Origin of the sequence: Marinobacter alexandrii, assembly GCA_039984955.1 — a bacterium.
Lineage (GTDB): Bacteria > Bacteroidota > Bacteroidia > Cytophagales > Cyclobacteriaceae > Ekhidna.
In genome coordinates this window covers 192,631-213,655 of sequence record JBDWTN010000006.1, presented here as the reverse complement: position 1 = coordinate 213,655, position 21,025 = coordinate 192,631, and the positions used below count along the sequence as shown (strand labels likewise).

The 21,025-nt window shown below is 39.6% G+C and carries 16 protein-coding genes and 1 other RNA gene; 14 read left to right on the top strand and 3 right to left on the bottom strand.

Annotation, left to right across the window (positions count from 1 at the left end; translation table 11 throughout):
* Nucleotide 1 precedes the first annotated feature (1 nt).
* The 12 genes from ABJQ32_05715 (at nucleotide 2) to ABJQ32_05660 (ending at nucleotide 15,634) form a co-directional block, all read left to right on the top strand.
* On the top strand, nucleotides 2-1,129 hold the full coding sequence (locus ABJQ32_05715; GenBank protein ID MEP5289126.1) for an HlyD family efflux transporter periplasmic adaptor subunit: 1,128 nt from the start codon (nucleotides 2-4) through the stop codon (nucleotides 1,127-1,129).
* Entirely contained in the window at nucleotides 1,126-4,269 is a 3,144-nt protein-coding gene (locus tag ABJQ32_05710) for an efflux RND transporter permease subunit (GenBank protein ID MEP5289125.1), read from the top strand. The genes ABJQ32_05715 and ABJQ32_05710 overlap by 4 nt, the downstream gene beginning before the upstream one ends.
* Entirely contained in the window at nucleotides 4,256-5,560 is a 1,305-nt protein-coding gene (locus ABJQ32_05705; protein ID MEP5289124.1) for a TolC family protein, read from the top strand. Before ABJQ32_05710 ends, ABJQ32_05705 begins: the two co-directional genes overlap by 14 nt.
* A 116-nt stretch (nucleotides 5,561-5,676) precedes the next feature.
* Nucleotides 5,677-6,069: a hypothetical protein gene (locus ABJQ32_05700; protein MEP5289123.1), complete on the top strand. Its 393-nt coding sequence runs from the start codon at nucleotides 5,677-5,679 to the stop codon at nucleotides 6,067-6,069.
* A 100-nt stretch (nucleotides 6,070-6,169) separates the two neighbouring features.
* Nucleotides 6,170-6,544, top strand: coding sequence for a hypothetical protein (locus tag ABJQ32_05695; protein MEP5289122.1), 375 nt, complete (start codon nucleotides 6,170-6,172; stop codon nucleotides 6,542-6,544).
* A gap of 12 nt (nucleotides 6,545-6,556) precedes the next feature.
* Complete coding sequence (locus ABJQ32_05690) at nucleotides 6,557-9,271, top strand: TonB-dependent receptor (GenBank protein ID MEP5289121.1); 2,715 nt, start codon at nucleotides 6,557-6,559, stop codon at nucleotides 9,269-9,271.
* 115 nt (nucleotides 9,272-9,386) lie between these two features.
* Complete coding sequence (locus tag ABJQ32_05685) at nucleotides 9,387-9,833, top strand: hypothetical protein (protein MEP5289120.1); 447 nt, start codon at nucleotides 9,387-9,389, stop codon at nucleotides 9,831-9,833.
* Between the two features lie 91 nt (nucleotides 9,834-9,924).
* Nucleotides 9,925-11,196: a DUF4270 family protein gene (locus ABJQ32_05680; GenBank protein ID MEP5289119.1), complete on the top strand. Its 1,272-nt coding sequence runs from the start codon at nucleotides 9,925-9,927 to the stop codon at nucleotides 11,194-11,196.
* A gap of 10 nt (nucleotides 11,197-11,206) precedes the next feature.
* Nucleotides 11,207-12,220 carry a hypothetical protein gene (locus tag ABJQ32_05675; protein MEP5289118.1) on the top strand — a complete coding sequence of 338 codons (1,014 nt, stop codon included), beginning with the start codon at nucleotides 11,207-11,209 and terminating at the stop codon, nucleotides 12,218-12,220.
* Complete coding sequence (locus ABJQ32_05670) at nucleotides 12,204-13,448, top strand: hypothetical protein (protein MEP5289117.1); 1,245 nt, start codon at nucleotides 12,204-12,206, stop codon at nucleotides 13,446-13,448. The genes ABJQ32_05675 and ABJQ32_05670 overlap by 17 nt, the downstream gene beginning before the upstream one ends.
* 129 nt (nucleotides 13,449-13,577) lie before the next feature.
* Complete coding sequence (locus ABJQ32_05665) at nucleotides 13,578-14,786, top strand: opacity family porin (protein MEP5289116.1); 1,209 nt, start codon at nucleotides 13,578-13,580, stop codon at nucleotides 14,784-14,786.
* A gap of 152 nt (nucleotides 14,787-14,938) precedes the next feature.
* Entirely contained in the window at nucleotides 14,939-15,634 is a 696-nt protein-coding gene (locus ABJQ32_05660; GenBank protein MEP5289115.1) for an outer membrane beta-barrel protein, read from the top strand.
* A gap of 381 nt (nucleotides 15,635-16,015) precedes the next feature.
* Here ABJQ32_05660 and ABJQ32_05655 read toward each other — a convergent pair whose 3' ends face one another.
* The 3 genes from ABJQ32_05655 to ABJQ32_05645 all read right to left on the bottom strand — a co-directional run bounded on the left by ABJQ32_05655 (nucleotide 16,016) and on the right by ABJQ32_05645 (nucleotide 19,412).
* Entirely contained in the window at nucleotides 16,016-17,260 is a 1,245-nt protein-coding gene (locus ABJQ32_05655) for a site-specific integrase (protein ID MEP5289114.1), read from the bottom strand.
* A 254-nt stretch (nucleotides 17,261-17,514) separates the two neighbouring features.
* Nucleotides 17,515-17,913, bottom strand: a transfer-messenger RNA (tmRNA) gene (ssrA, locus tag ABJQ32_05650).
* A 104-nt stretch (nucleotides 17,914-18,017) separates the two neighbouring features.
* On the bottom strand, nucleotides 18,018-19,412 hold the full coding sequence (locus ABJQ32_05645) for an amidohydrolase family protein (GenBank protein MEP5289113.1): 1,395 nt from the start codon (nucleotides 19,410-19,412) through the stop codon (nucleotides 18,018-18,020).
* A gap of 57 nt (nucleotides 19,413-19,469) precedes the next feature.
* On the opposite strand from ABJQ32_05645, the gene ABJQ32_05640 reads away from it, so the two are divergent.
* Together ABJQ32_05640 and ABJQ32_05635 are read left to right on the top strand one after the other, a co-directional pair.
* Entirely contained in the window at nucleotides 19,470-20,087 is a 618-nt protein-coding gene (locus ABJQ32_05640; protein MEP5289112.1) for a TetR family transcriptional regulator, read from the top strand.
* A 29-nt stretch (nucleotides 20,088-20,116) separates the two neighbouring features.
* Nucleotides 20,117-21,013, top strand: a complete 897-nt coding sequence (locus ABJQ32_05635) for a carbon-nitrogen hydrolase family protein (GenBank protein MEP5289111.1) — start codon at nucleotides 20,117-20,119, stop codon at nucleotides 21,011-21,013.
* Nucleotides 21,014-21,025: the final 12 nt, after the last annotated feature.

Here is a 21,025-nt window from a genome sequence, read left to right as displayed (position 1 = left end):
AATGAAAAGAATTTATAGCGTACTTATCGGAATAGCGGTTTTAGTCATAGCCTTTTTACTATTCAGGGTGCTAGGAGAGCAAGGCACTAAAGAAGCCATAGCAGAAACCACTAATACCAAGGCACCTTTGGTAGAGGTTATTGAAGTGAACCCTTCCTCCAGATCGTTTTTAATTTCAGCTACAGGGACTTTAAGAGCAAAGGAAAAAATCGAGATTTTCAGCGAAGTGCAAGGGCTATTGCTTCCTAATAACCCTGCTTTCAAAGAAGGTAATATCTTTCAAAAAGGTAGGCCGGTTATCAAGATTAATGACGCTGAATACCTGGCACAATTAAAATCCAGCAAGAGTAATTTCATGAGTCAAATAGCTGCTATACTCCCAGACATGGAGATTGAATTTCCAAAAGCAGCGCAGAAATGGGAGAAGTACTTACGAGAATTTGATGTCGACCAACCGCTGAGGCCTTTACCAAAAGTGGAGAGCGATGAAGTAAAATTTTTCATCACGGGAAGAAACATCATTCAATCCTATTACAATGTGAAGAACCAGGAAGAACGGTTGGGTAAATACACCATTTACGCTCCTTTCAGTGGAGTACTTACGGAAGCCAACGTAAACCCTGGTGCATTGGTGAGGAATGGACAGAAGCTCGGGGAATTGATCGATCCTTCCGTATTCGAATTAAAGATCATGGTACCTGCGAGTCAAAATGAATACTTAAAAATGGGGTCCAGTGCTACGCTTAAAACTGTAGAAGGAAGATCCGAGTATTCAGGAAAGATCAGTCGTATAAATCCTAAAATCAACCAGCAAACACAAACCATAGAAGTGTATGTGGAAGTCTCACATCCTGATCTAAAAGAAGGCCAGTACCTCAATGCAAAGATTCGGGGTGAAAAGATATTCGATGTAGTCCCGATCACCAGCAACTTACTTACTGCGAATGAAAGTGTGTATGTAGTACGGAACGAGCAGCTCGAATTACAAAAAGTTGAGCCAATCAATTACGTTGAGGATAGCCTCGTTGTTCGTGGATTAAAACCAGGAACATGGTTGGTGAAGCAAGCCATTGCCAGTGCGTATCCTGGAATGAAAGTGGAGGTTAAGAAAAGTACAGCAGGTCTATGAGATCATTCATTAGCTATTTCATCAAATATCCGGTAGCAGTCAATATTTTCATTATAGGCTTTTTGATTTTCGGCTACCTGGGCTATCAACGAATGAACTCCTCATTCTTTCCGTTGGCAGACCCTACACTTGTCAGGATATCGGTGACCTACCCCGGAGCATCTCCGGAAGAAGTGGAGGAAGGCGTTATTGAAAAAATAGAGCGAAACCTGAAGGGCATCCAGGGGATTGATCGTGTGACCTCTATTTCAAATGAAAATGCAGGTACTATTTCTGTAGAAATGGTGACGGACTATGACATCAACCTCTTGCTTGAAGATGTCAAAAATGCAGTAGATAAAATACCCTCTTTTCCAAGAGGGATTGAACCACCCGTAGTAGAGAAAGTGGACCCTACGCGGGAGTCCATAGTCTTCGTGGTAACGGGGGATAACATACCACTCAACCTGCTCAAAGAAACCGCGCAAGATATCGAAGATGAACTCATGCTTATTAAAGGGATTTCACAAGTAACCCTATCCGGATTTCCTGAGGAAGAGGTCGAAATAGCGGTAACTGAGGAAAAATTAAGAAGCTACAACCTCACATTTGAAGAGGTCTCCCGTGCTGTAGCAAACGCTAATATCCAGATCACGGGGGGATCCATAAAAACAGGTAAAGAAGAGTACCTGATACGAGCAGATAACAAAGCATATTATGCCAAAGGATTAAGAGGTATTGTAGTAAAAACAGACCCTTCGGGTGGCAAGGTATTACTCAAAGAAATCGCCACTATTTCCAATACATTTAGCGAGACGACCGATCAGCTTTCCGTCAATGGCAAACGAGCTATCAACGTTTCGATCACCAATACGAATACAGAAGACCTTATCGGGAGTGCCGACATGGTGAAAGAATATATCAAAACATTCAATGAAACACATAGCAATGTCAACTTAATTGTTACCTCTGACTCATCTGAAGCTATCAAAAGCAGAATAGACTTATTGTTAGAAAATGCCATTATTGGGATGGTATTGGTGCTTATTCTCTTGTCATTTTTCCTACGCCCGGGAGTTGCTATGTGGGTAGCCTTTGGCTTACCTATTTCTTTTTTCGGCATGTTTATCATTTTGCCACAGGTTGGGGTCACACTTAATATGCTCAGTATGTTTGGTATGATCCTTGTTATCGGAATTTTAGTTGATGATGGGATTGTGATTGCAGAAAATATCTACAGCAGAGCGGAGAAAGGAGATTCGCGAATCAAAGCAGCAATAAATGGAACGATGGAAGTGATTGTACCTATTTTATCGGCAATTGCTACTACTGTTTTGGCCTTTTCCATTTTTTTCTTCCTTGATGGAGCTATAGGTGCTTTCTTCAAAGATATTGCTGTAGTTGTGATTCTTACACTGGCTGTTTCTTTAATCGAGGCATTGCTCATACTTCCGGCACATTTGGCCCATTCCAAAGATCTGGCAGATCAGTCAAAAACGTATAAGCTAAATAAATACGGTGATCAGGTAATGGCTTTTATGCGTGACAAGCTATACAGCCCGCTGTATCGATTTAGCTTGAAACATCAGTTCCTCTCGTTAGCAGTGATCATTTTCTTCTTCATGCTCACGATGGGTGCCTTTGCCGGAAAGATCATCACCTTTTCCTTTTTTCCCAGTAACGCAAGTGATCAGATTCGTATCTCCATGAACACTCCACAAGGAACGGCAGAGCAAATCACAGATTCTATTGCTACATACGTGGAGCAGTCCGTTTGGCAGGTCAATGAAGGTTTAGGCGAAAACCTGGAAGGTGAAAATCATGTGCAAAATGTAGTGAAGCAAATTGGACGCGGAAGTTCTACTGCGTCTATCACTGTTAATCTCTCACCTAGCGAAACAAGGGCTTTTGGCTCCCCGGAGATTGCAGATAACATTCGAAGCACGGTGAGCTCCATTTCTCAGCTTGAGAAGCTCAGCTTTAACTCTGGGGCAAACGTGGGAGGAAGCCCGATATCGCTTTCCCTGCGAGGAAAAGACCCTCAAAAACTTGATGCAGCCAAACAAAAAGTCTATGAAGTCCTAGAAAATACACCAGGTGTCAAAGACATTGTGGATACCAGTCCTGATGGAACGAAAGAAATCAACCTGAGTCTGAAACCTAACGCAGAGCTTTTAGGATTGACCCTCAATGACGTGATGGGGCAGGTTCGGAATGCCTTTTTTGGCAATGAGGTGCAGCGCGTACAGCGAGATGAAGATGAGGTAAAAGTATGGGTAAGGTATGCACGTGAAGACCGGTCATCTCTATCAAGTATCCGAGACATTGAGATCAGCACACAAGAAGGCAGGGTTGCTCTAGGTGAGATTGCGGAATACACTATTCAACGAGGAGAAGTTGCTATCAACCACACAGATGGTGTGAGAGAAGTAACCGTAGAAGCTGATGTAATTGGTAACACAAATGCGGCAGATATCATGTCAATGCTGACTGGCCCGGTTGCTGAAGAAATTGAGAAGGAATATCCAGGAATCACAGCAAGCGCAGAAGGTCAGAATAGGGAGACGAATAAGATCATCAATTCTGCAGCAGTAGTCATGCCTGCCGTCATTTTCCTCATTTACATCGTGATTGTTTTTGCCTTTCGGTCGTATAGCCAACCGTTCATTCTGATTGCGTTGGTGCCCTTTTCGATTATAGGTGTGGGATGGGGTCATTACATACATGGTTTCTCTATCAATGTGCTGTCCTTTTTGGGAATCATTGGTCTGATCGGCATTGTGGTCAACGATGGTCTTGTATTCATCGGGAGATTTAATGCATTTCTTAAGGAAGGTTTGCCATTCACTGAAGCTTTGTATGAAACTGGTCGTGCAAGATTTCGCGCTATTTTCCTTACCTCCATTACTACCATAGCAGGTCTTGCACCTTTGATGTTGGAAAAGAGTTTACAGGCTCAGTTTCTCATCCCAATGGCTATTTCTATTTCTTATGGAATCGCGGTAGCTACATTACTTACACTCTTTATGCTGCCCATTTTCCTCTCAGTGGCCAACAGTGTCAAAGTAAGATTTAAGCAACTAATAACCGGCACTAAGCCTGAAAGGGAGCAAGTAGAACGTGCAATCAAAGAACTAAAAGCAGAGCATGAGACGATTTAATTGGATACTAATTTTCACCTGCTTTATTGTCCGCTCGGGAGCTACGCAAGAGCTTCTGTCACTAGAAGATGCATTAGCTATTGCGGTGAAGAACAATTACGACCTTAAAATTGCAGGGAACAATACAGTTATTGCTGAGAAGCAAGCCGGGACGCTGAACAGCGGCTATTTGCCAACCCTTCGAGCAAGTGGCGGGATTAATTACGCTGAAGAAAATCAAAGTGTAACCTTCGCAGATGGGAACAGCACTTCTATTGATGGTGCGGTAACGGAATCGTACAATGCATCCGTAACTGCAGAATACGTCCTATTTGATGGAATGGAACGAAAATTCAATCAGGATAAACGAGAGGAGAACGTTAAGCTTTCCACTCTACAAGAAAGACAACAAATTGAGAATACGATCATCTCTGTCTATCAAAGCTTCTTCAATGTGGCGTTTCAAAAGCAAGTAGTAGAGAACCTGGAGCTAACCATCGAAAACTCGAGGATCAGGTTTCTACGTGCTCAAAAAAACATTAAGTACGGTCAAGGTACCTCATTGGATGTTTCTAATGCACAGGTTGATCTCAACAATGATAGCATCGCTTATTTCGAAGCGGTTAGAGACCTAAATAACCTTAAAAGAAACCTCAATCTTATTTTAGGTAGAGCAATAGAAACCAGTTTTAAGACTGACACAGCTATTCGTTTTTCACCGATTGAAAACATGACGGAGCTGATTAACGAGGCGCAGCAAAACAACATTCAAATGGAGTTGGCCAGGCAAAACCTCTACCTGAGTGATTTGGATATTAACATTAGCAAGGCAAAATTCCTACCGAAGATCAGTGGAAGCGGTGCTTATCGTTGGAATGAAAGCCAAAACCCACCCACCTCATTCGCACTAGCTACCGAGACTAGCGGAATCAATCTAGGGCTTTCTTTGAGCTGGGCATTGTTTGATGGACGGAATGTGACACAAACGCAGACCAGCAGGATCACTCAGGAAAACCGGAGGTTGGAGCGGGAAAAAATTAAGCGTGAGGTCAACACCGAATTGTTAAACGCAGTTGAAACCTACAGAATAGCAGCAAAGACCTTTGAAGCAGAAGCAAAAAATATAGAAACCAACGAGCTAAACTTCAGACGCACCGAGAAGCAATACAGTTTAGGTCAGGTCACTTCCATTGAGTTTCGGCAAGCCCAAATCAATCTGTTTAATGCCCGAAATAATTATACCCGTGCAAAATACGATCTCAAAGTGGCGGAGGTGAATCTTAGACAGCTGGCAGGCTTGCTTTTAGATTGATGTTTTCTGAATCATAGTAAAAGCAAGCATAGAGTTTTGTCCACCTCTTCCTTCATTTTGTCCACCTCAATACAAAAATACTGGGAATACACTATCGGCATTCCGTCATTTGCTTGATGCAAGTGATCTTTAGAAAATTGATTTTTGGAATCTCTCTCATCTTAGGCTTTAACGCTTTCACTCAGCAGACCGATCTATCAGGGAAATGGGAACTATCTTATAAAATGCCTGACGGTAAGGAATTGCTAACGCTATATGTTGAAAGCACAGATACCTTAGCAAAAGCTACGTCTTCCATAGGGAAGTTTGAAATTAGGATTGATCATAATCAAGTTGCTTGGTCATATCCGCTAAATTTTAGAAGAGGTAAAGAACTAGCCACTTTTAATGGTGTAATTAAAAACAGTGATTACCTCAAGGGCGTTTTGCTTGTACACCATGGGATTTACAGCGGACGGGCAGTTAAATGGAGGGCGCATCGTATTTCCAAGGATTCGGAAATAGAATAGACTGCATTCTGTCCGCTTTAGCGTTTTATTCGCCTGTCTCATGAGTTTCTTTATAAACATTCAACCAGGTGAACCGTCTACTTCTCAAACCTTAAATGCAATGAAGAAATTACTAATAGGAATTTTAGCCTTATCAAGCCTTAGTATAATGGCTCAACCTCCAGTAGGCCTCAATTTTAACGAAATGGTACTAAGAGAGCAAGAGAATGTGATGAAGATTGAAGGGATTAATTGGATGCAGGAAGAACTGCTCGAAGGTATTTACAAAGAGTACGGCCAGACAATTAAAGAGACCTTTGAAGAGATACGAAAGACCAGAAACTTTGGAGAGATGCGTACTAAAATGTCTTCTCTGCAAGAAGAAAAAAACCTTCTGGTCAAAGACGTTTTGAATAACGATCAATATCAAAAATACATGGCTATAGCCGGAAGAAATCCAAGAGGTCGTCAAAATCAACCCGACGGTCAGGATTAACCCAATCATTTAATGAAAAACTTTATCATATTAATGACGCTTTGTGTCAGTACGATCGTAAATAGTCAACAATTTAACGTTTCAGGCAGAGTATTAGAAGACGGGTCTGGGGAGTCAATGATCGGTTCCACCGTCCTATTTGTAAATGTCAAAGATTCCCTTAAATCAGCGTTTACTTCAGTGAATACAGACGGCAGCTTTACTGTAAAAAATCTAAATCAAGCTTTTTATCAAATCAGAATACAAAGCTTAGGGTACCGTACATTCAGGCAATACATACGAGTGACTCAAGATATGACTATTAATCCAATTCTGTTAGAGTCAATAGCCACAGAGCTGGATGAGGTGGTGGTAGAGGCGGAAGAAATTGCTGTGCAGAAAAAAGGCGATACTGTACTTTACAAAGCAGGTGCATATACGGTTAATCCTGATGCTACTGCTGCCGATTTAGTATCTAAGATGCCTGGAATGGTAGTGGGTGATGGCACGGTGGAATCAAATGGAGAGAGTGTGAGACAGGTATTAGTCGATGGGAAACAATTTTTTGGACAAGATCCTTTATTGGCACTCAATACCATACCTGCAGAGGTGGTCAATCAGATAGAAGTTTTTGATCAGCAGAGCGAACGAGCGAGAGCCACAGGTTTTGACGATGGGAATACCATAAAAACCATGAACGTGGTAACCAAAGAAGGTAAACGACAGGGTGAATTTGGAAGGATTAGAGCAGGGGTAGGTACAGATGAACGTCACTGGATTGAAGGGAATCTTAATAGTTTCAAAAACAGAAGACAACTCACCCTACTAGGCCTTACAAATGATATCAATAAGAGTGATTTTTCCAATTCAGATGCTTCGGGAGGTCGTGGGGGCCAAAGAGGAGGTAACCGGTTTTTTGGAGGAGGAGCTGCCCAGGCTCCAACAGGAATTACCAATACACAAACGTTTGGTTTTAATTACTCCAATGAAGGGGAAGAAAATAAATGGCGATTGGAGTCGAGCTATTTTTATGATAGATCCAGATTGGACAATATCGAGGAAACCCAACGTACATTTTTTGGAGAACAACAAGGACAAGTTTACAACGAGCAAAGAGCCTCTGATTCGGATAATACCAATCATCGGCTCAATGCAAGAGGGGAGTACCAGATAAATGATAAAAACACGATTATCTATACCCCGTCAGTTACAATTCAAGATTTCAGTTCAGTAGATCGTACCAGTGCAAATACGGTTTTTCGTGAAGAAAGCTTGAATGCTACTGAAAATGATTTTACAACGGTCAGTAATGCTTACGATGTTAATAATAACCTGATCTACAGGCATAAATTTGGGAAACAAGGGAGGTCCATGTTTACAGAGTTAAACTTCAACACATTTAACTCTGAAGGGGAAGATACCTTTCGTGACTTTGAAAACGACTCTACTACCATTTATCAAAACGAGCGACTAAACAATACCTACGCTGCTGAGGTCGGTTACATAGAGCCAGTGGGCAAAAGTGGCCAAGTACAAATAGGCTATGAGTTGAGGCAAGAAGATCGGGAAAGAATCATTAATACAATTGAATTTGATGAAACTAACCGAGGTGCGGCTTCAGTGAATGATGCGCTCTCCGGAAATCTCAACAGTGAATTAACTTACCATAGACCTTCAGTGAACTATAGCGTCAGGTCATTTTCAAATTTCTTTTCAGCAGGTCTGGCTTTTCAGCATTCTCAATTTGATAATGCAAACGAAGGGGTAAATACGAGCCTGGACAATCGTTCATTCAATGTGTTGCTTCCTACTTTCTTTGGTAGGATTCCAATTACTAATAAAGTAGACATGTTTATGAGGTATAGTACCAGTACTTCAGCCCCAAGCACTAGTCAACTTCAGGAAGTAATAGATAATAGTAACCCATTATTCTTGTCCGTTGGAAATTCGAACCTGGACCAAAGCTATACCCATCAGCTTTTTATGAGGATAGCTAAAACGAACGTGGAAAAGAATACTTCTATATCTAATTTCTCGATTATCAATACCACATCCAATTTCATTACAAATGGCACATTTATAACACCCCAGGATTCTACGCTGGCTCCTGGGATAGTTTTAGAGCGTGGAGCTCAGCTTGCTTCACCAGTTAATATTGATGGATATTGGAATGTGAGGAATAACACCACCTACAGTTTCGTACTGGAAGCGTTCAAGCTAAACGTAAATGCTACAGCAGGTGTTTCCTACATCCGAAATCCTGGTCTTGTGAATGGGATAGAAAATATCTCAGAAACATTCAACTTAAATTCCAGGCTTACCTTCGCGAGCAATATCAGTGAAAAAGTTGATTTCAATGTATCATACACATGGAATGGAAACCAGGTAGAAAACTCTACTCAGGAGAATCAAAATAACCAATACAGTACCCACACCGTGGGTGGTAATCTCAATCTTATTTTTTGGAAAGGATTTGTTCTGAGAAGTGACATTCAGTATCAGATGTATGATGGGATCTCAGACGAATTTGATACCAGCTATGCATTGTTGAATGGAAGTATTGCAAAAAAATTCCTAAAGGATAATGCAGGAGAAGTATCCTTAAGTGTCTATGATCTGTTGAACCAGAACCAGAGCGTAACCCAAAATGTGACTGCAGCTTACTTTGAAGAGCAAGAATCACTAGTATTAAATCAGTATTTCATGTTATCCTTCATGTATACCATTAGGAACTTCAAGAAAGGGTAAAGCTCAAGTTTAATACTGTCTGCCTGAACATCGATTTTGCCCGTTTAGGCCGTTTACGACAAACTAGACCTCCCAACAGAGCGTCTTTATTTCAGTCATTAAAAAACTTATTAAAATGAAAAAAGCAATTCTATCAATTTTTATCACTTTGTTAATCCTGACTGTCCAAGCACAAGAAATAGATATCTCTGGAGACTGGACGATTACCCAAGATACACCAAGAGGGAAAAGATCTTCTGATATAAGCATCAAACAAGATGGAAGCAAAGCAACAGTCTGGTCAAATGAAGGAGAATATGTGATGACAATCGATGGCCAAAATGTGAGCTGGGATCGAAACATCACAACACCAATGGGGGCGATGGCTGCCAGCTTTAAAGGCAAGATCTCGAATGAAAACAGAATGTCAGGTACATCTTCTTTTTCAAGTGGTCCCATGAGTGGAAGGTCAATGAATTGGTCTGCAAACCGCAAGAAAACAGAAGAACAAATAGAGGCAGAGAAAGTCGCTAAGAAGGCTAAGAAGAAAAAGAAAGGAAAAAAGAAAAAGGACAATGGGTAATATCTTGTTGTCCACTTCAAGCTTCAATTTGTCCGTTCTAGGATCTTCTGACTTACTAGTCGAAAACTGAAGTATTCTATTTGCAGCACTTATGAGAAAAGAAAGAGTCATAGGCGTTTTAGTCCTATGTGTGGGGATTTTATCTTGTTCAGAATCTTCTGTGATAGGAGAAGACTTTATTGAGAGTACGGATTATCAGATCACGCTCAACAACTCCATTCCGATAGAATTTACAACCGTTCGTTTCGACTCATTGATTACAAGTCAATCAGATCGGTTATTGATCGGCGGACAAAATGATACATCATTCGGCGATCTCAATATAGAAACCTATTTTCTTTTAGACCTGATTGAATCAGAGTCTACCGATAATCTTCAATACGATAGCATCACATTGACTATCCCGATGGATGGGTACTCGCTTTACCTGGATGACGTTACTATACGTCAAACCGTCGTTTTAGAACAACTAGTAGGAGAGCTGGAGTACCTGGAAGATGAAGCAGCTCTTTACAATTACTCAGATATTGAGGGGGCAACTGACGTACCCGGTACTATCCTAGCAGAAAGAGAATTTCTTTGGGCGACCGATCGTATCAGAGATTTAGAAATGAGGCTTCCTGATTTATTTGGTGAGGATCTTTTCAATCGCTTAGAAAATGATGATGATATATTTTCTGACCAGGAAGAAGCAAATGAGTATTTGAAAGGATTCAGGCTCTATCTAAAAGATCCGGCTTTCATAGTAGGACTGTCAAGAGACAGTTTGAAACTCACCATACATACAACCGATATAAGCTCCACATCGCTATCGAACATAGATTTTGACTTTTTCATTGGTTTACAACCTCAGTATTCAAAATTTTCACATACCAATATTCCGGATGCCCTAGTGGTGGAAGAGCTAGATGATGAAATAGCTTCTGATAATCTGGATGACAATGCATATATCATTGGAGGTCTGGGGTATGCTACCAAGATTGACATAACAGGTGTAAGAGATCTTTTACTAGATGGCGAGGAGTTTATCCTGGCTGATGCAGAACTGAAAATAAGGTGGTTTGAGCATGAGCAGGAGAAGTATCCACAGACTTTAACTGTGAGTCTCATAAACGAAGATTTTGCTGACGTTACAGGTGGTCAGACATTCACATTAAATCAGGTATTCGATGATGAATACGGTAGGGATAACTATTATCTGATGGATGCTACCCAAATTGTCGAATTCATACTCAATCAGCCATTTGGGGGCGAATATTATCTACTACTTACTGCAAGTGATTTCAATACCTCGCCTACCCATGTAATTCTTGGAGATCGATCGAGTGATAGTGAAATAAATATTTATACAATCAAAAACTAAAAGTCAAAAGATGAAAAAAATCATATTGTTGTTTATATCGTCGCTGATGATAGGGCTTATTTCCTGTACGCCAGATGATTCGGATGATTCGGATGAGGATGGAAATTGGGTCAAGTTATCCGACTATGAAGGTGACACACGTACAGGTGCAGTCAGCTTTGTGATTGACGGGTTAGCTTATGTAGGCCTGGGCTCTGATGGGGATGATTACCTTCAGGATTTTTGGAGGTATGATGCTGGTAGAAATTTTTGGGAAGAGGTAGCTCCGTTTCCGGGTGTTGGTAGGATATCCGCAGTAGCATTTAGTACCGGTGGAAAAGGCTATGTTGGTACCGGTTTCAATGATGAATTAGAAACTGAAGAACTAGCTGATTTCTGGGAATACGACCCTAATTCAAATGCATGGACAGAAGTAGCATCATTTGAAGGTACAGCAAGGTATTCAGCTGTAGCATTTTCATTAAATGGCCAAGGTTATGTTGGAACAGGCTTTGACGGTAGCTTTCTCAAAGACTTTTGGAGATATGATCCAGCAACTGATACATGGACACAATCATTGAGTTTGTTTGGATCTAAGAGAGAAAGTGCATTTGCTTTTGTTTTGGACGGTAAGGCGTTTGTCGGATCCGGATTAAACAATAATCAATTTCTTTACGACTTCTGGGCGTATGACCCTGAAGCTGATACATGGTTGGACTTTTCTATAGAGGATGACGACAATGATTACTTCGATGAGTTTATTGATGCAATGGAGCGTTTTGATGCAGTTGCATTTGTCATGGACGATATCGCATATATTACTACAGGTGAAAATGGTTCTTATCTATCAGATGTAATTTCTTTTGATCCATTCTCACAAATCTGGGATGAAGATTACACAGAATTTGAAGGCAGGGCCAGAGGTGGGGCTATCTCCTTTGTGATTGACGGGCAAGGTTATGTGACTACAGGCAGAAGTGCATCGCAGAGACACGATGATATTTGGGCTTGGAGACCAAACGAGGAATATGAAGAATTTGATTGAGAGGTCTCTCTTAGCCTCTTTTTTCATTTTTTTGACTTTTGCGAGTACCTCCCAGTCGATTGGTAATTCAGCATATAATGTGTTTGGAATTGGCACACTGGAACAAACAGGCTTAGTTCCGTATGAGGCAATGGGATATGCCGCACTAGGTTCGCGTCCAATGGATATGGTGAATCTGAAAAACCCAGCAGCACTAAATTCAATAAGGGGCTTTACACAAATATTTGATGTAGGTGTGACATTTTCTAATCTTACTCAAAGTGCTAATGATGATTCATTTAATAGTTCATTTGGCGGAATACATGATTTAAATTATTGGTTTAGAGCTAGTCCAAGAACTGCTCTTTCATTGGGGATAGCTAAGTTCAGCGATGCTTCATACGATATTCTGGATTCACAATCGGGCAGCAATAGTTCGGGAAGATCAGACTCCAGGCATATTGGAGAAGGAGGAAGTTCAGAAGTGTATCTCGCAGGAAGTTATTCCATCCATAAGAATTTTCATTTAGGTCTTAAAACCCATTTTCTATTTGGCAGTCAGGATAAAGATGAAGTGCTCTCCGTATCACAGCCTAGAACCAACCTCCAAATCATCAATGAAAAGAGTTTTGTAAAAGCACTTTTGGAAGCAGGGCTTCAATATGAATACCAATTGGGTGAAGCTAAAAGCATTGTGTTAGGTTCCACTTTTAGAACAGGTGGAAGTGCTACAGTAAACCAAGAAGAGTTGATCATAAGTGATTCTGGTATAACGACTGATACGCTATCGTCTCAGGATGATTCTGATGTATATATACCTCAAAAATTAGGATTAGGCCTTGGAGTTAATATTAAGTCTTGGAATGTGAACCTGGATTATGAATTTGAAAATTGGGGGTCAAACAAGTCACAGGATGGATATACTTACAGAGATCGGTTTATTACATCAGTAGGTGCTCAATTCATCAAAGATCGATTTTCAGAAAAGCTCATAGAAAGAATAGCATTTCGATTTGGTGGAGGTATTCACTCTAACTACGTGTCGATTGATAATGAGGATTTCATTAGCCAGTACTATACGGCTGGCATAGGTATTCCAATCAATCGCAGTGCAGCTTCACTAAATCTTAGCTATCAATTTTACTCAACTGGAACTACCTCGTCTAATTTAATAAGGGAGACAGCATCGACATTAAGTTTCAGTGTGATTATAAGAGATGTTTGGTTCAGGAAAAGGGCGTATGACTAGACATAATCTACAATTTGATGTCCGTTTCGCAGCTTCATTTGTCCGTTTCAGAAGATCAAAGAGATAGATTTTAAGTGCTATTGATGACTTTCGAAAAAGTAATATTTTTTCATATAAGATAACTTTTTCATGACAGAGAGTAATGTGGTTGTACCATTACTTAAGAAAGTGGGGTTAGTGATTATGTTGTTTGTAACTACAACTAAGGGAGTCGGCCAAGAGGTTGAAATTGTAAATCAACCAAAGAGAATGACTCCCTTCGTAGTTGTTATTTATGACAATGAGCAGACGGATTTTGTTGATGACAATATCCGAGAATATAAAGCAAGTTCTTTTCTGCTTATTAAGGTCGCCAACCAATCAATAGAATCTCTGAAAGACACCATCAACAATAGATTAAACTATACTGATAGGATTGATCTTCAAAGATGTTACTTACTGCTCATCGGGGATCAGCAACTATTCGATAAATATCATAGGTTAGGAAACTCTCTTTTATTCTCGAGTAGATATTTCTTGACAGATGGTCAAAGCGTAGCAGCACCTAATTTCATGGTAGGTGGATTGGGCACTGTAAAAGTCAGTAAGGTAATAGCAGACTTGAAACAAAACTACTTGTGGCAAATAAGGCTTGAGCAAATAGAGGAGGAAAATGTAAGTGACTTAAACCAGAATGCGATTGAGACGGGAATGGGTATAAGAGTGAGTGGGGTAAGGCCTTTCTATGATGGCATAGAAACAAACATTAAGCCCTTTTTTAGAACTTTTTCTTTGAATATTTATCACAGATGGAGTAGAAGATGGCAAACCAATCTAGACGCGACTATTGGCTTAAATCTACCAAGTCAAAACAAAATACAGAGAGAAATTCAATCGGTAGGATTCTCCGATGATGAAGTAGAGATAACTATACAAGCACATGTGCTGGCATCAGCTGGTCTGGAGACCAGGTACTTATTTCTGCCTGAGAATAGAAAATTAAACCCCTATGTAGGTATTCGCTTGGGCGTATCTTCAATCGACGCTACTGAAACTACCATCGAAGTTGATCCTGGAGATATTTCCAGCGGAGGATTTGAACGGCCTGACAGTTTTAGCCCTGAGGATTTTGAATCGATAAGGAGTCCCACCATTGGTATCTCTTCTGGACTCCAGTATAATATGAGTCCAAGGTTGATGATTGAAACTGGTCTTAGGTGGAGTAATGACCTGAAGAATATTACAGAAGTAGCAGAACCCTACTTCAATAATTTGTCTCTTTCGGTAGGATTTAACTTTCGATTCACCGGAAGGAAGAAGCTTTTTTATAATTATATGAATTTGAGAAGTGGCGAGTAGGCAGTTGAGTATGGAGAGCACCTTCTCTTTATATGGGGAGGTGACTTTTTAAAATAGGATCAGGTAGGTAGTTGGTCAAGGTGACCAATTTGAACAGCTTCCCTCTTAGCAGAGGGAAGTTTTATAAAAAGAAGATTTAGAAAAAAGAATAGATGAGAAAAATAGTTTTTGCATTTTGTGTGATATACTCCACAATAGCCAATAGCCAGGAGTCAACTTTGAACAGACCAGATATTCCTGGAGAATTAATGATTGATATTGGTCTTAACTACTGGAATGAAACACCTGAGGATTTAAACCAAAGAGGTTGGCCCTCTAAATCTGTCGGACTTTATTATTCTAAAAGAAAGATTTTCGGAAGCAAGCTATCATTCAATTATGGACTAGGCTTAGGCTTAGAGAAAATAGATCTCGGTGAAAACAACACGTTATTTAGTCAGAATGATGACGTTTCAATTGATGATTTTCCTTTCGATATTAGTGAATCACCAATTAGTAAAAACAGACTTGCAATAACCTATATAGATATTCCAATAGATTTCCGATTTCATCCAAAGGGAACAGAAGATGGAGAAGGTCTCTTTATAGGTGTTGGTGCGATAGTCGGTTTAAGGCTAAGCTCACATATGAAATGGAAATATCCGGAAGATGGTGAAGATGTGGTGCTAAAAACAAGAGGAGCTTATGATCTCAATCCTTTTAGGTACGGATTTCAAATTAGAGCAGGCTTTAAAGGCACTCATTTTTTCTTTAAGCAATATTTATCAGAGATGTTTAACTCAGGTATCGATGATACCAACGTGAATCCACAAATGACCACCATAGGAATAAACTTCACTGGTTTTTAGTATGCCAATCTGCAGAATCCAATATAGCATTGATCCATCTAAAAAATCATACTTTAATAAGTATCTGGAAAGATTCGCAGAGCTAATTCATGATTTCGATGGAGTTTTTTATGGCTCCTTTCAAGTAGAAAAGAAGAGGGGGAGTTGTAGTATGTATTTTTTCATTCGATACTGTTGAAAAATATAACCGATTTAAACAAGAAAGTAAACGAGCCATAATATACCCGAAGGATATTCAGCGTATCACAGGTAAAAGTGAGCGATACGGAAGGCTTGTGATCCAGCGAATTAAAGAAGAACTAAAAAAAGACGATCACCAGCTGGTAACGGTCCAAGAGTTCTGCAATTATTCAGGGATCTCTCAGGAAGTCGTGGAGGAATTTATTGATTGATTGCATTTCCAAGCTCAGCCCCACTTAATTTTTCTTTTAGTGCTTTCATATCATGGCTTACTTTTTCCCTCACGACTTTGGCATATATCTGAGTTGTTTTAAGGTTCTTCTGACCTAACATATCGCCAACCGATTCGATTGGCACTCCATTAGACAAAGTGATGGTTGTGGCGAACGTGTGCCTAGCCATGTGAAAGGTAATGTGCTTTTTGATGTCGCAAATGATTGCTATCTCCTTTAAGTAAGCATTCATTTTTTGGTTAGAAATGACTGGTAATAAATGGCCCGAATTCATTACGTCAGGATGATTCTCATACTTTGTCTTGATTTCATCGGCAACAGGTAAAAGTGGGATATTAGAAGGGGAGCCTGTCTTAGTTCGATCAACGGAAATCCAATATTCACCATCTAATCCCTTTGAAATATGATCTGGTGTAAGTTTTCGAACATCGGCATAAGCTAGTCCTGTGTAACAGCAAAACAAAAAGATGTCTCGCACTTGCTCTAGCCGTTCGATTTCAAATTCTTTCTGATACAATGTCTTGAGTTCCTCCTTCGTTAGGAATCCTCGTTTCACTTCTTTCATGGTCATGGTATAACCTTTAAAAGGATCTCTCATTATCCACTCATTTTTCAGAGCAATTAAGACAATCTTTTTGAAGATTTTCAAATATCTCATCACCGTATTGTGCCCAATTCCTTTCTTTGATTTTAGGTAAAATTCGAATTCAGTAATGAACTCATACTTCAACTCGTTGAAATTGATATCTTCCTTTTCGTATTGGTGTTTGACAAAATCAGAGGTGTGTTGATAAGTAGTTTGAAATCTCAGATAAGTTCCTTTTGCATAGCCCTTTCCTATCTGATCTTTTATTTGCTGAACATGATATTCAAATAGCTTTAGTAATAAATGCTGTTTTGTCTCCTTACCCTGGTATACACTCTTTATAGCTGAAGCTGAAATGAATTTATCTTCCTCATCTAATCGATCATAAATTTTATCCAATCTCAATTTCAGCTTCATTAAATGGTTATTGATGAGTCTGGCCTCCTCACTACTGCCTTTCATCTTTCCAGCATTCACATTCCATTTCTCAGGTAAGATTTTCTTTCCTGTAGAAAGTTCTGATCTTTTACCATCTACAGTGATCCTGGCTGAGATAGGAACTTCACCTGTTTTCTTACTGATTTTGTGGTTTTGAAGCCAGAATAGGACGCTGTAAGTGTGTTTCATTTCAAAAGTGCTTTAAATGGTGCTTTTTTAAGTCATTTTGATTGGGATGAGGGTTCAAATCCCTACTTAAATACACTCAAAAAACATCAAATAACCTCTATTTATGATATTTTGATAGATTCGGTTACCTATTTTATCGGTAACCGAATAAGTAACCAATTATATGAAAATATCTAGATAATTTGGATAGGTGTAGAAACAAAAAACCCTCCATACATTTCTTATGGAGGGTTTTAAACAATTTGATTTGTAAAAAGTGGAGTCGGAGGGATTCGAACCCTCGTCCAGCTAAGGAAACCATAAACCTTCTACATGCTTAGTTATTCATTAATTCTCGCTAATGAAGCTGGCGAATAACAGCCCACTCCAAAAGTCAGTTGCTTTATTTCATGTAGACGTTGCAACAACCGTCTGCACTATTCCTAAATTTCGACACCCTATATTCCTGCCTAAAGGACAGAGGCATGGTAGGATGTGACAGGGGGAACCTATATGGTTCAACCCTTAGTAATTTCTACTTTATTCGAAATTATGCTGCCATAGCGTAGTTAGACTCGCCAATTACAATTGTGAACGAATTGATTAAGCGTGCTCATTCAACACCCTGCATGCTAGCGTATGCTTTGCACTTCCTGTCGATTCCGGTCGACCCCATACTTTCAATGAACAAAAAGGCAAAGTTATCATTTGTCTCCCAAATGCTAACATTTAATTCATCGAATAGATTCCTATCGAGAAGTCAACCCTGGTCCGAGTATCAATACAATGGCTCATGGATGGTGCCTCTCTTTATAATAAGATGAATATCAGAAGTGTGCTCAATCTGTTCAATTGGATTTCGATTCACTATTAATAAGTTGGCGATCTTTCCAACATCAATGGTTCCAAAATTTGGACGCTCAAGAAAGAGATTTGCTGCTTCATAGGTGGAGGCTCTTAATAATTCGAATGTATTGTAACCCTCCTGATTCAGTCTCTGCAATTCTTGATGAAAGCTACTTCCCGGGTATGCTCCTGGAAGTGGGCTGTCTGTTCCTATGGTGAAGGAGACGCTTTTCTCCCTAAGTATTCGTAATGATTTCTCCCAATTAATCTGGTTGTTGGATAAAGTTTGGCTAAACTCATCCAAAATATCAGTCTCGTTAATTTCTAAACCATTTTTTCCAGTTACAGGTATGGTAAATTCGGAAGGGTGCATCCTTTTATCGAGCTCTGTAGGTTCGTATATCCCTCGACTGATTTTAAGCGTATTCTCAAAACCAGTGAAGGTATGTATGATTTTGGTTTCCGATGAAAGAAGGTTGTGCCCATTACTATCGGATGATAGAGAACTCCTATATGGAAAATGAGCAATTATGTCAGCATTTGCCTCTAAAGCAGTCATCAAATCTTTCTCATTGCCAATATGGACGAAGGTTTTTAAACCTCTTTTATGGGACTCATCAATAATTGATTTCATGACATTTTGATCAATTTGTGGCGATCCTTCAGGTAACTGATCGTTGATGATCTTTATATAGTCTACTTCATCAGACACATATCCATCAATAAGTTTTGGGATATTGGTTTTATGATCTGCAGATTGGATAATGAAATTAACCAATAGCGAAAGAGGAAAAGGAAGCATAGATTTAGATGCTTTAATGGGGTGTCCACCTGGAGCGGTGATTGGAGAACCCGTGAAATAGATGTCAGGGCCTATTATTTCTTTGTTTTCTATTTTGTTTCTTAGTTTCTTAGACTGAGATGGGATACCGCCAAGGTCATACACTGTTGTGATTCCAGCAGCTAACCAAGCCTCCATATTTTTTTCAGCATTTGGTCTGACCATACTCCATGGAGCAGATCCACTGGCCATGCTATGAACATGTGTATCTATTAAACCCGGAATTAAGTATTTGTTAGTACCATCTATCACGTGCACATCAACAGACTTTTCTGTACTGTGCGGGTATATATTAGTGATTTCACCGTTTGTTATCCAAACATCATACTCTACCAATAGGGTAGAGTCAATTCCATTGAAAATATTAATGTTAGATATAAGCAATTCATCAGGACTATCAATGGTTTTAATTAGAGGCTCGTATTGAGCTTTTTTCCCGAAGCAAGATGATAGTAAAGCGAGTAGGATCAGATGATTGATTTTCATTTTAGTTCATTTGAACTAAAAATAAACAAATTAGTTCATAAGAACTAATTTTATCTTGTGAAGACTAGAGATAAAATTCTGAATGCTGCAAAACTTCTTTTTAATGAAGGAGGAGTAGAAAATGTTACGACTAGACATATTGCATCACACCTTAAGATCAGTCAAGGGAATCTTCATTATCATTTTCCGAACAAAAATGAGTTAATAGAGTATCTGTATGAGGATTTTAAAAAGGGCCTGGCATCTTTGGCTGGCTATCAGAGCGGAGCCTTTGGGTTGCAAGAGATCTACGCCTCTCTAAGGCGAAACTTTGGTTGGATGTATGACTATAAGTTCTTATTTGTTGATAGAGAAATTGTTTGGCGTAGGATTCCCATAATTAAAAGGGAGACCCAGGCATTAATAATTATTAAAAGCAGGCAGCTAAAAGAGGCTATTCGAGTACTTCAATTGAATAATGTATTTAGATCGGATATTAATGATAATCAGATTCAAAGCTTTATTAATGCTTATCAAATTATGATCAATTCGTGGCTTTCTGCTGCTTATTTATTCCCGAATGCTAACGTCATCGATTTTTTCTCACTTGAAGCTTTTAACTTATGGTATCCATATTTAACAGAGGTTGGCCAATCAGAATTTGATCGTTTGAAAAGTGGTGTAATTTCTCATTAGAATCAATTCCATCAAAGTAAATTGTAGAGATGAAAGTAAATGTGGCAGTAATTCAGGATGCTCCTGTGTTGTTCGATTTGAAGAAAAGCTTGACTAAAATTCATCAGCTTGCAAAAGCAGCTAGTATTGGCAATCCTGACATATTAATTTTTCCAGAAGCATTTATTCCTGGTTATCCAAGAGGGTTATCCTTTGGAACGTCAGTAGGAAGTAGGTCTGATGAAGGCCGAGAACTATGGCTAAAGTATGCGGAAAATAGCCTCATGATTCCAAGTGCTGAAACCAATATTTTAGGAGAGATAGCTAAAGAATTCGATACTTACTTAATTATTGGGGTGATTGAAAAGAGTGAATCAGGAACACTGTATTGCTCTGTGCTTTACTTTGATAAACAGGGTAAGCTGTTGGGAAAACATCGAAAGTTAAAACCTACAGGTACAGAGCGTGTCATTTGGGGAGAAGGGGATGGAAGTGACCTGACCACTTACAAAACACTTTTTGGTAAAATAGGTGGGCTTATCTGCTGGGAGAATTATATGCCACTACCAAGAGCGTACTTGTACGAATCTGGAATAGATATCTATATCGCTCCTACCGCCGACCAACGAGATAGCTGGCAGGCAACCATGAAACATATAGCTTGTGAGGGAAGATGTTTTGTAATCGGATGCAATCAGTACGTAACCAAAGAAGACTACCCAAAAGACTTGTTGGATGAATTAAGCGGGCAGGATCATGTGATGAGCAAAGGAGGAAGTGTTATTGTGGATCCTTTTGGAAATACAGTGGAAGGTCCTCTATGGGATAAGTCAGGTATTCTGCATGCGGAACTGGACATGAACCTTGTAATCAAGAGCAAACTGGATTTTGATGTGACGGGTCATTATGCGCGACCAGATGTTTTTGAGTTGAAGAAAAAGAATTAACCTTCTTGTTTT

What these genes read in the sequence shown, in the direction of transcription:
- ABJQ32_05715 (MEP5289126.1), top strand. Translation starts at nt 2, where the DNA reads ATGAAAAGAATTTATAGCGTACTTATCGGAATAGCGGTTTTAGTCATA.
- ABJQ32_05710 (MEP5289125.1), top strand. Translation starts at nt 1,126, where the DNA reads ATGAGATCATTCATTAGCTATTTCATCAAATATCCGGTAGCAGTCAAT.
- ABJQ32_05705 (MEP5289124.1), top strand. Translation starts at nt 4,256, where the DNA reads ATGAGACGATTTAATTGGATACTAATTTTCACCTGCTTTATTGTCCGC.
- ABJQ32_05700 (MEP5289123.1), top strand. Translation starts at nt 5,677, where the DNA reads ATGCAAGTGATCTTTAGAAAATTGATTTTTGGAATCTCTCTCATCTTA.
- ABJQ32_05695 (MEP5289122.1), top strand. Translation starts at nt 6,170, where the DNA reads ATGAAGAAATTACTAATAGGAATTTTAGCCTTATCAAGCCTTAGTATA.
- ABJQ32_05690 (MEP5289121.1), top strand. Translation starts at nt 6,557, where the DNA reads ATGAAAAACTTTATCATATTAATGACGCTTTGTGTCAGTACGATCGTA.
- ABJQ32_05685 (MEP5289120.1), top strand. Translation starts at nt 9,387, where the DNA reads ATGAAAAAAGCAATTCTATCAATTTTTATCACTTTGTTAATCCTGACT.
- ABJQ32_05680 (MEP5289119.1), top strand. Translation starts at nt 9,925, where the DNA reads ATGAGAAAAGAAAGAGTCATAGGCGTTTTAGTCCTATGTGTGGGGATT.
- ABJQ32_05675 (MEP5289118.1), top strand. Translation starts at nt 11,207, where the DNA reads ATGAAAAAAATCATATTGTTGTTTATATCGTCGCTGATGATAGGGCTT.
- ABJQ32_05670 (MEP5289117.1), top strand. Translation starts at nt 12,204, where the DNA reads ATGAAGAATTTGATTGAGAGGTCTCTCTTAGCCTCTTTTTTCATTTTT.
- ABJQ32_05665 (MEP5289116.1), top strand. Translation starts at nt 13,578, where the DNA reads ATGACAGAGAGTAATGTGGTTGTACCATTACTTAAGAAAGTGGGGTTA.
- ABJQ32_05660 (MEP5289115.1), top strand. Translation starts at nt 14,939, where the DNA reads ATGAGAAAAATAGTTTTTGCATTTTGTGTGATATACTCCACAATAGCC.
- ABJQ32_05655 (MEP5289114.1), bottom strand. Translation starts at nt 17,260, where the DNA reads ATGAAACACACTTACAGCGTCCTATTCTGGCTTCAAAACCACAAAATC.
- ABJQ32_05645 (MEP5289113.1), bottom strand. Translation starts at nt 19,412, where the DNA reads ATGAAAATCAATCATCTGATCCTACTCGCTTTACTATCATCTTGCTTC.
- ABJQ32_05635 (MEP5289111.1), top strand. Translation starts at nt 20,117, where the DNA reads ATGAAAGTAAATGTGGCAGTAATTCAGGATGCTCCTGTGTTGTTCGAT.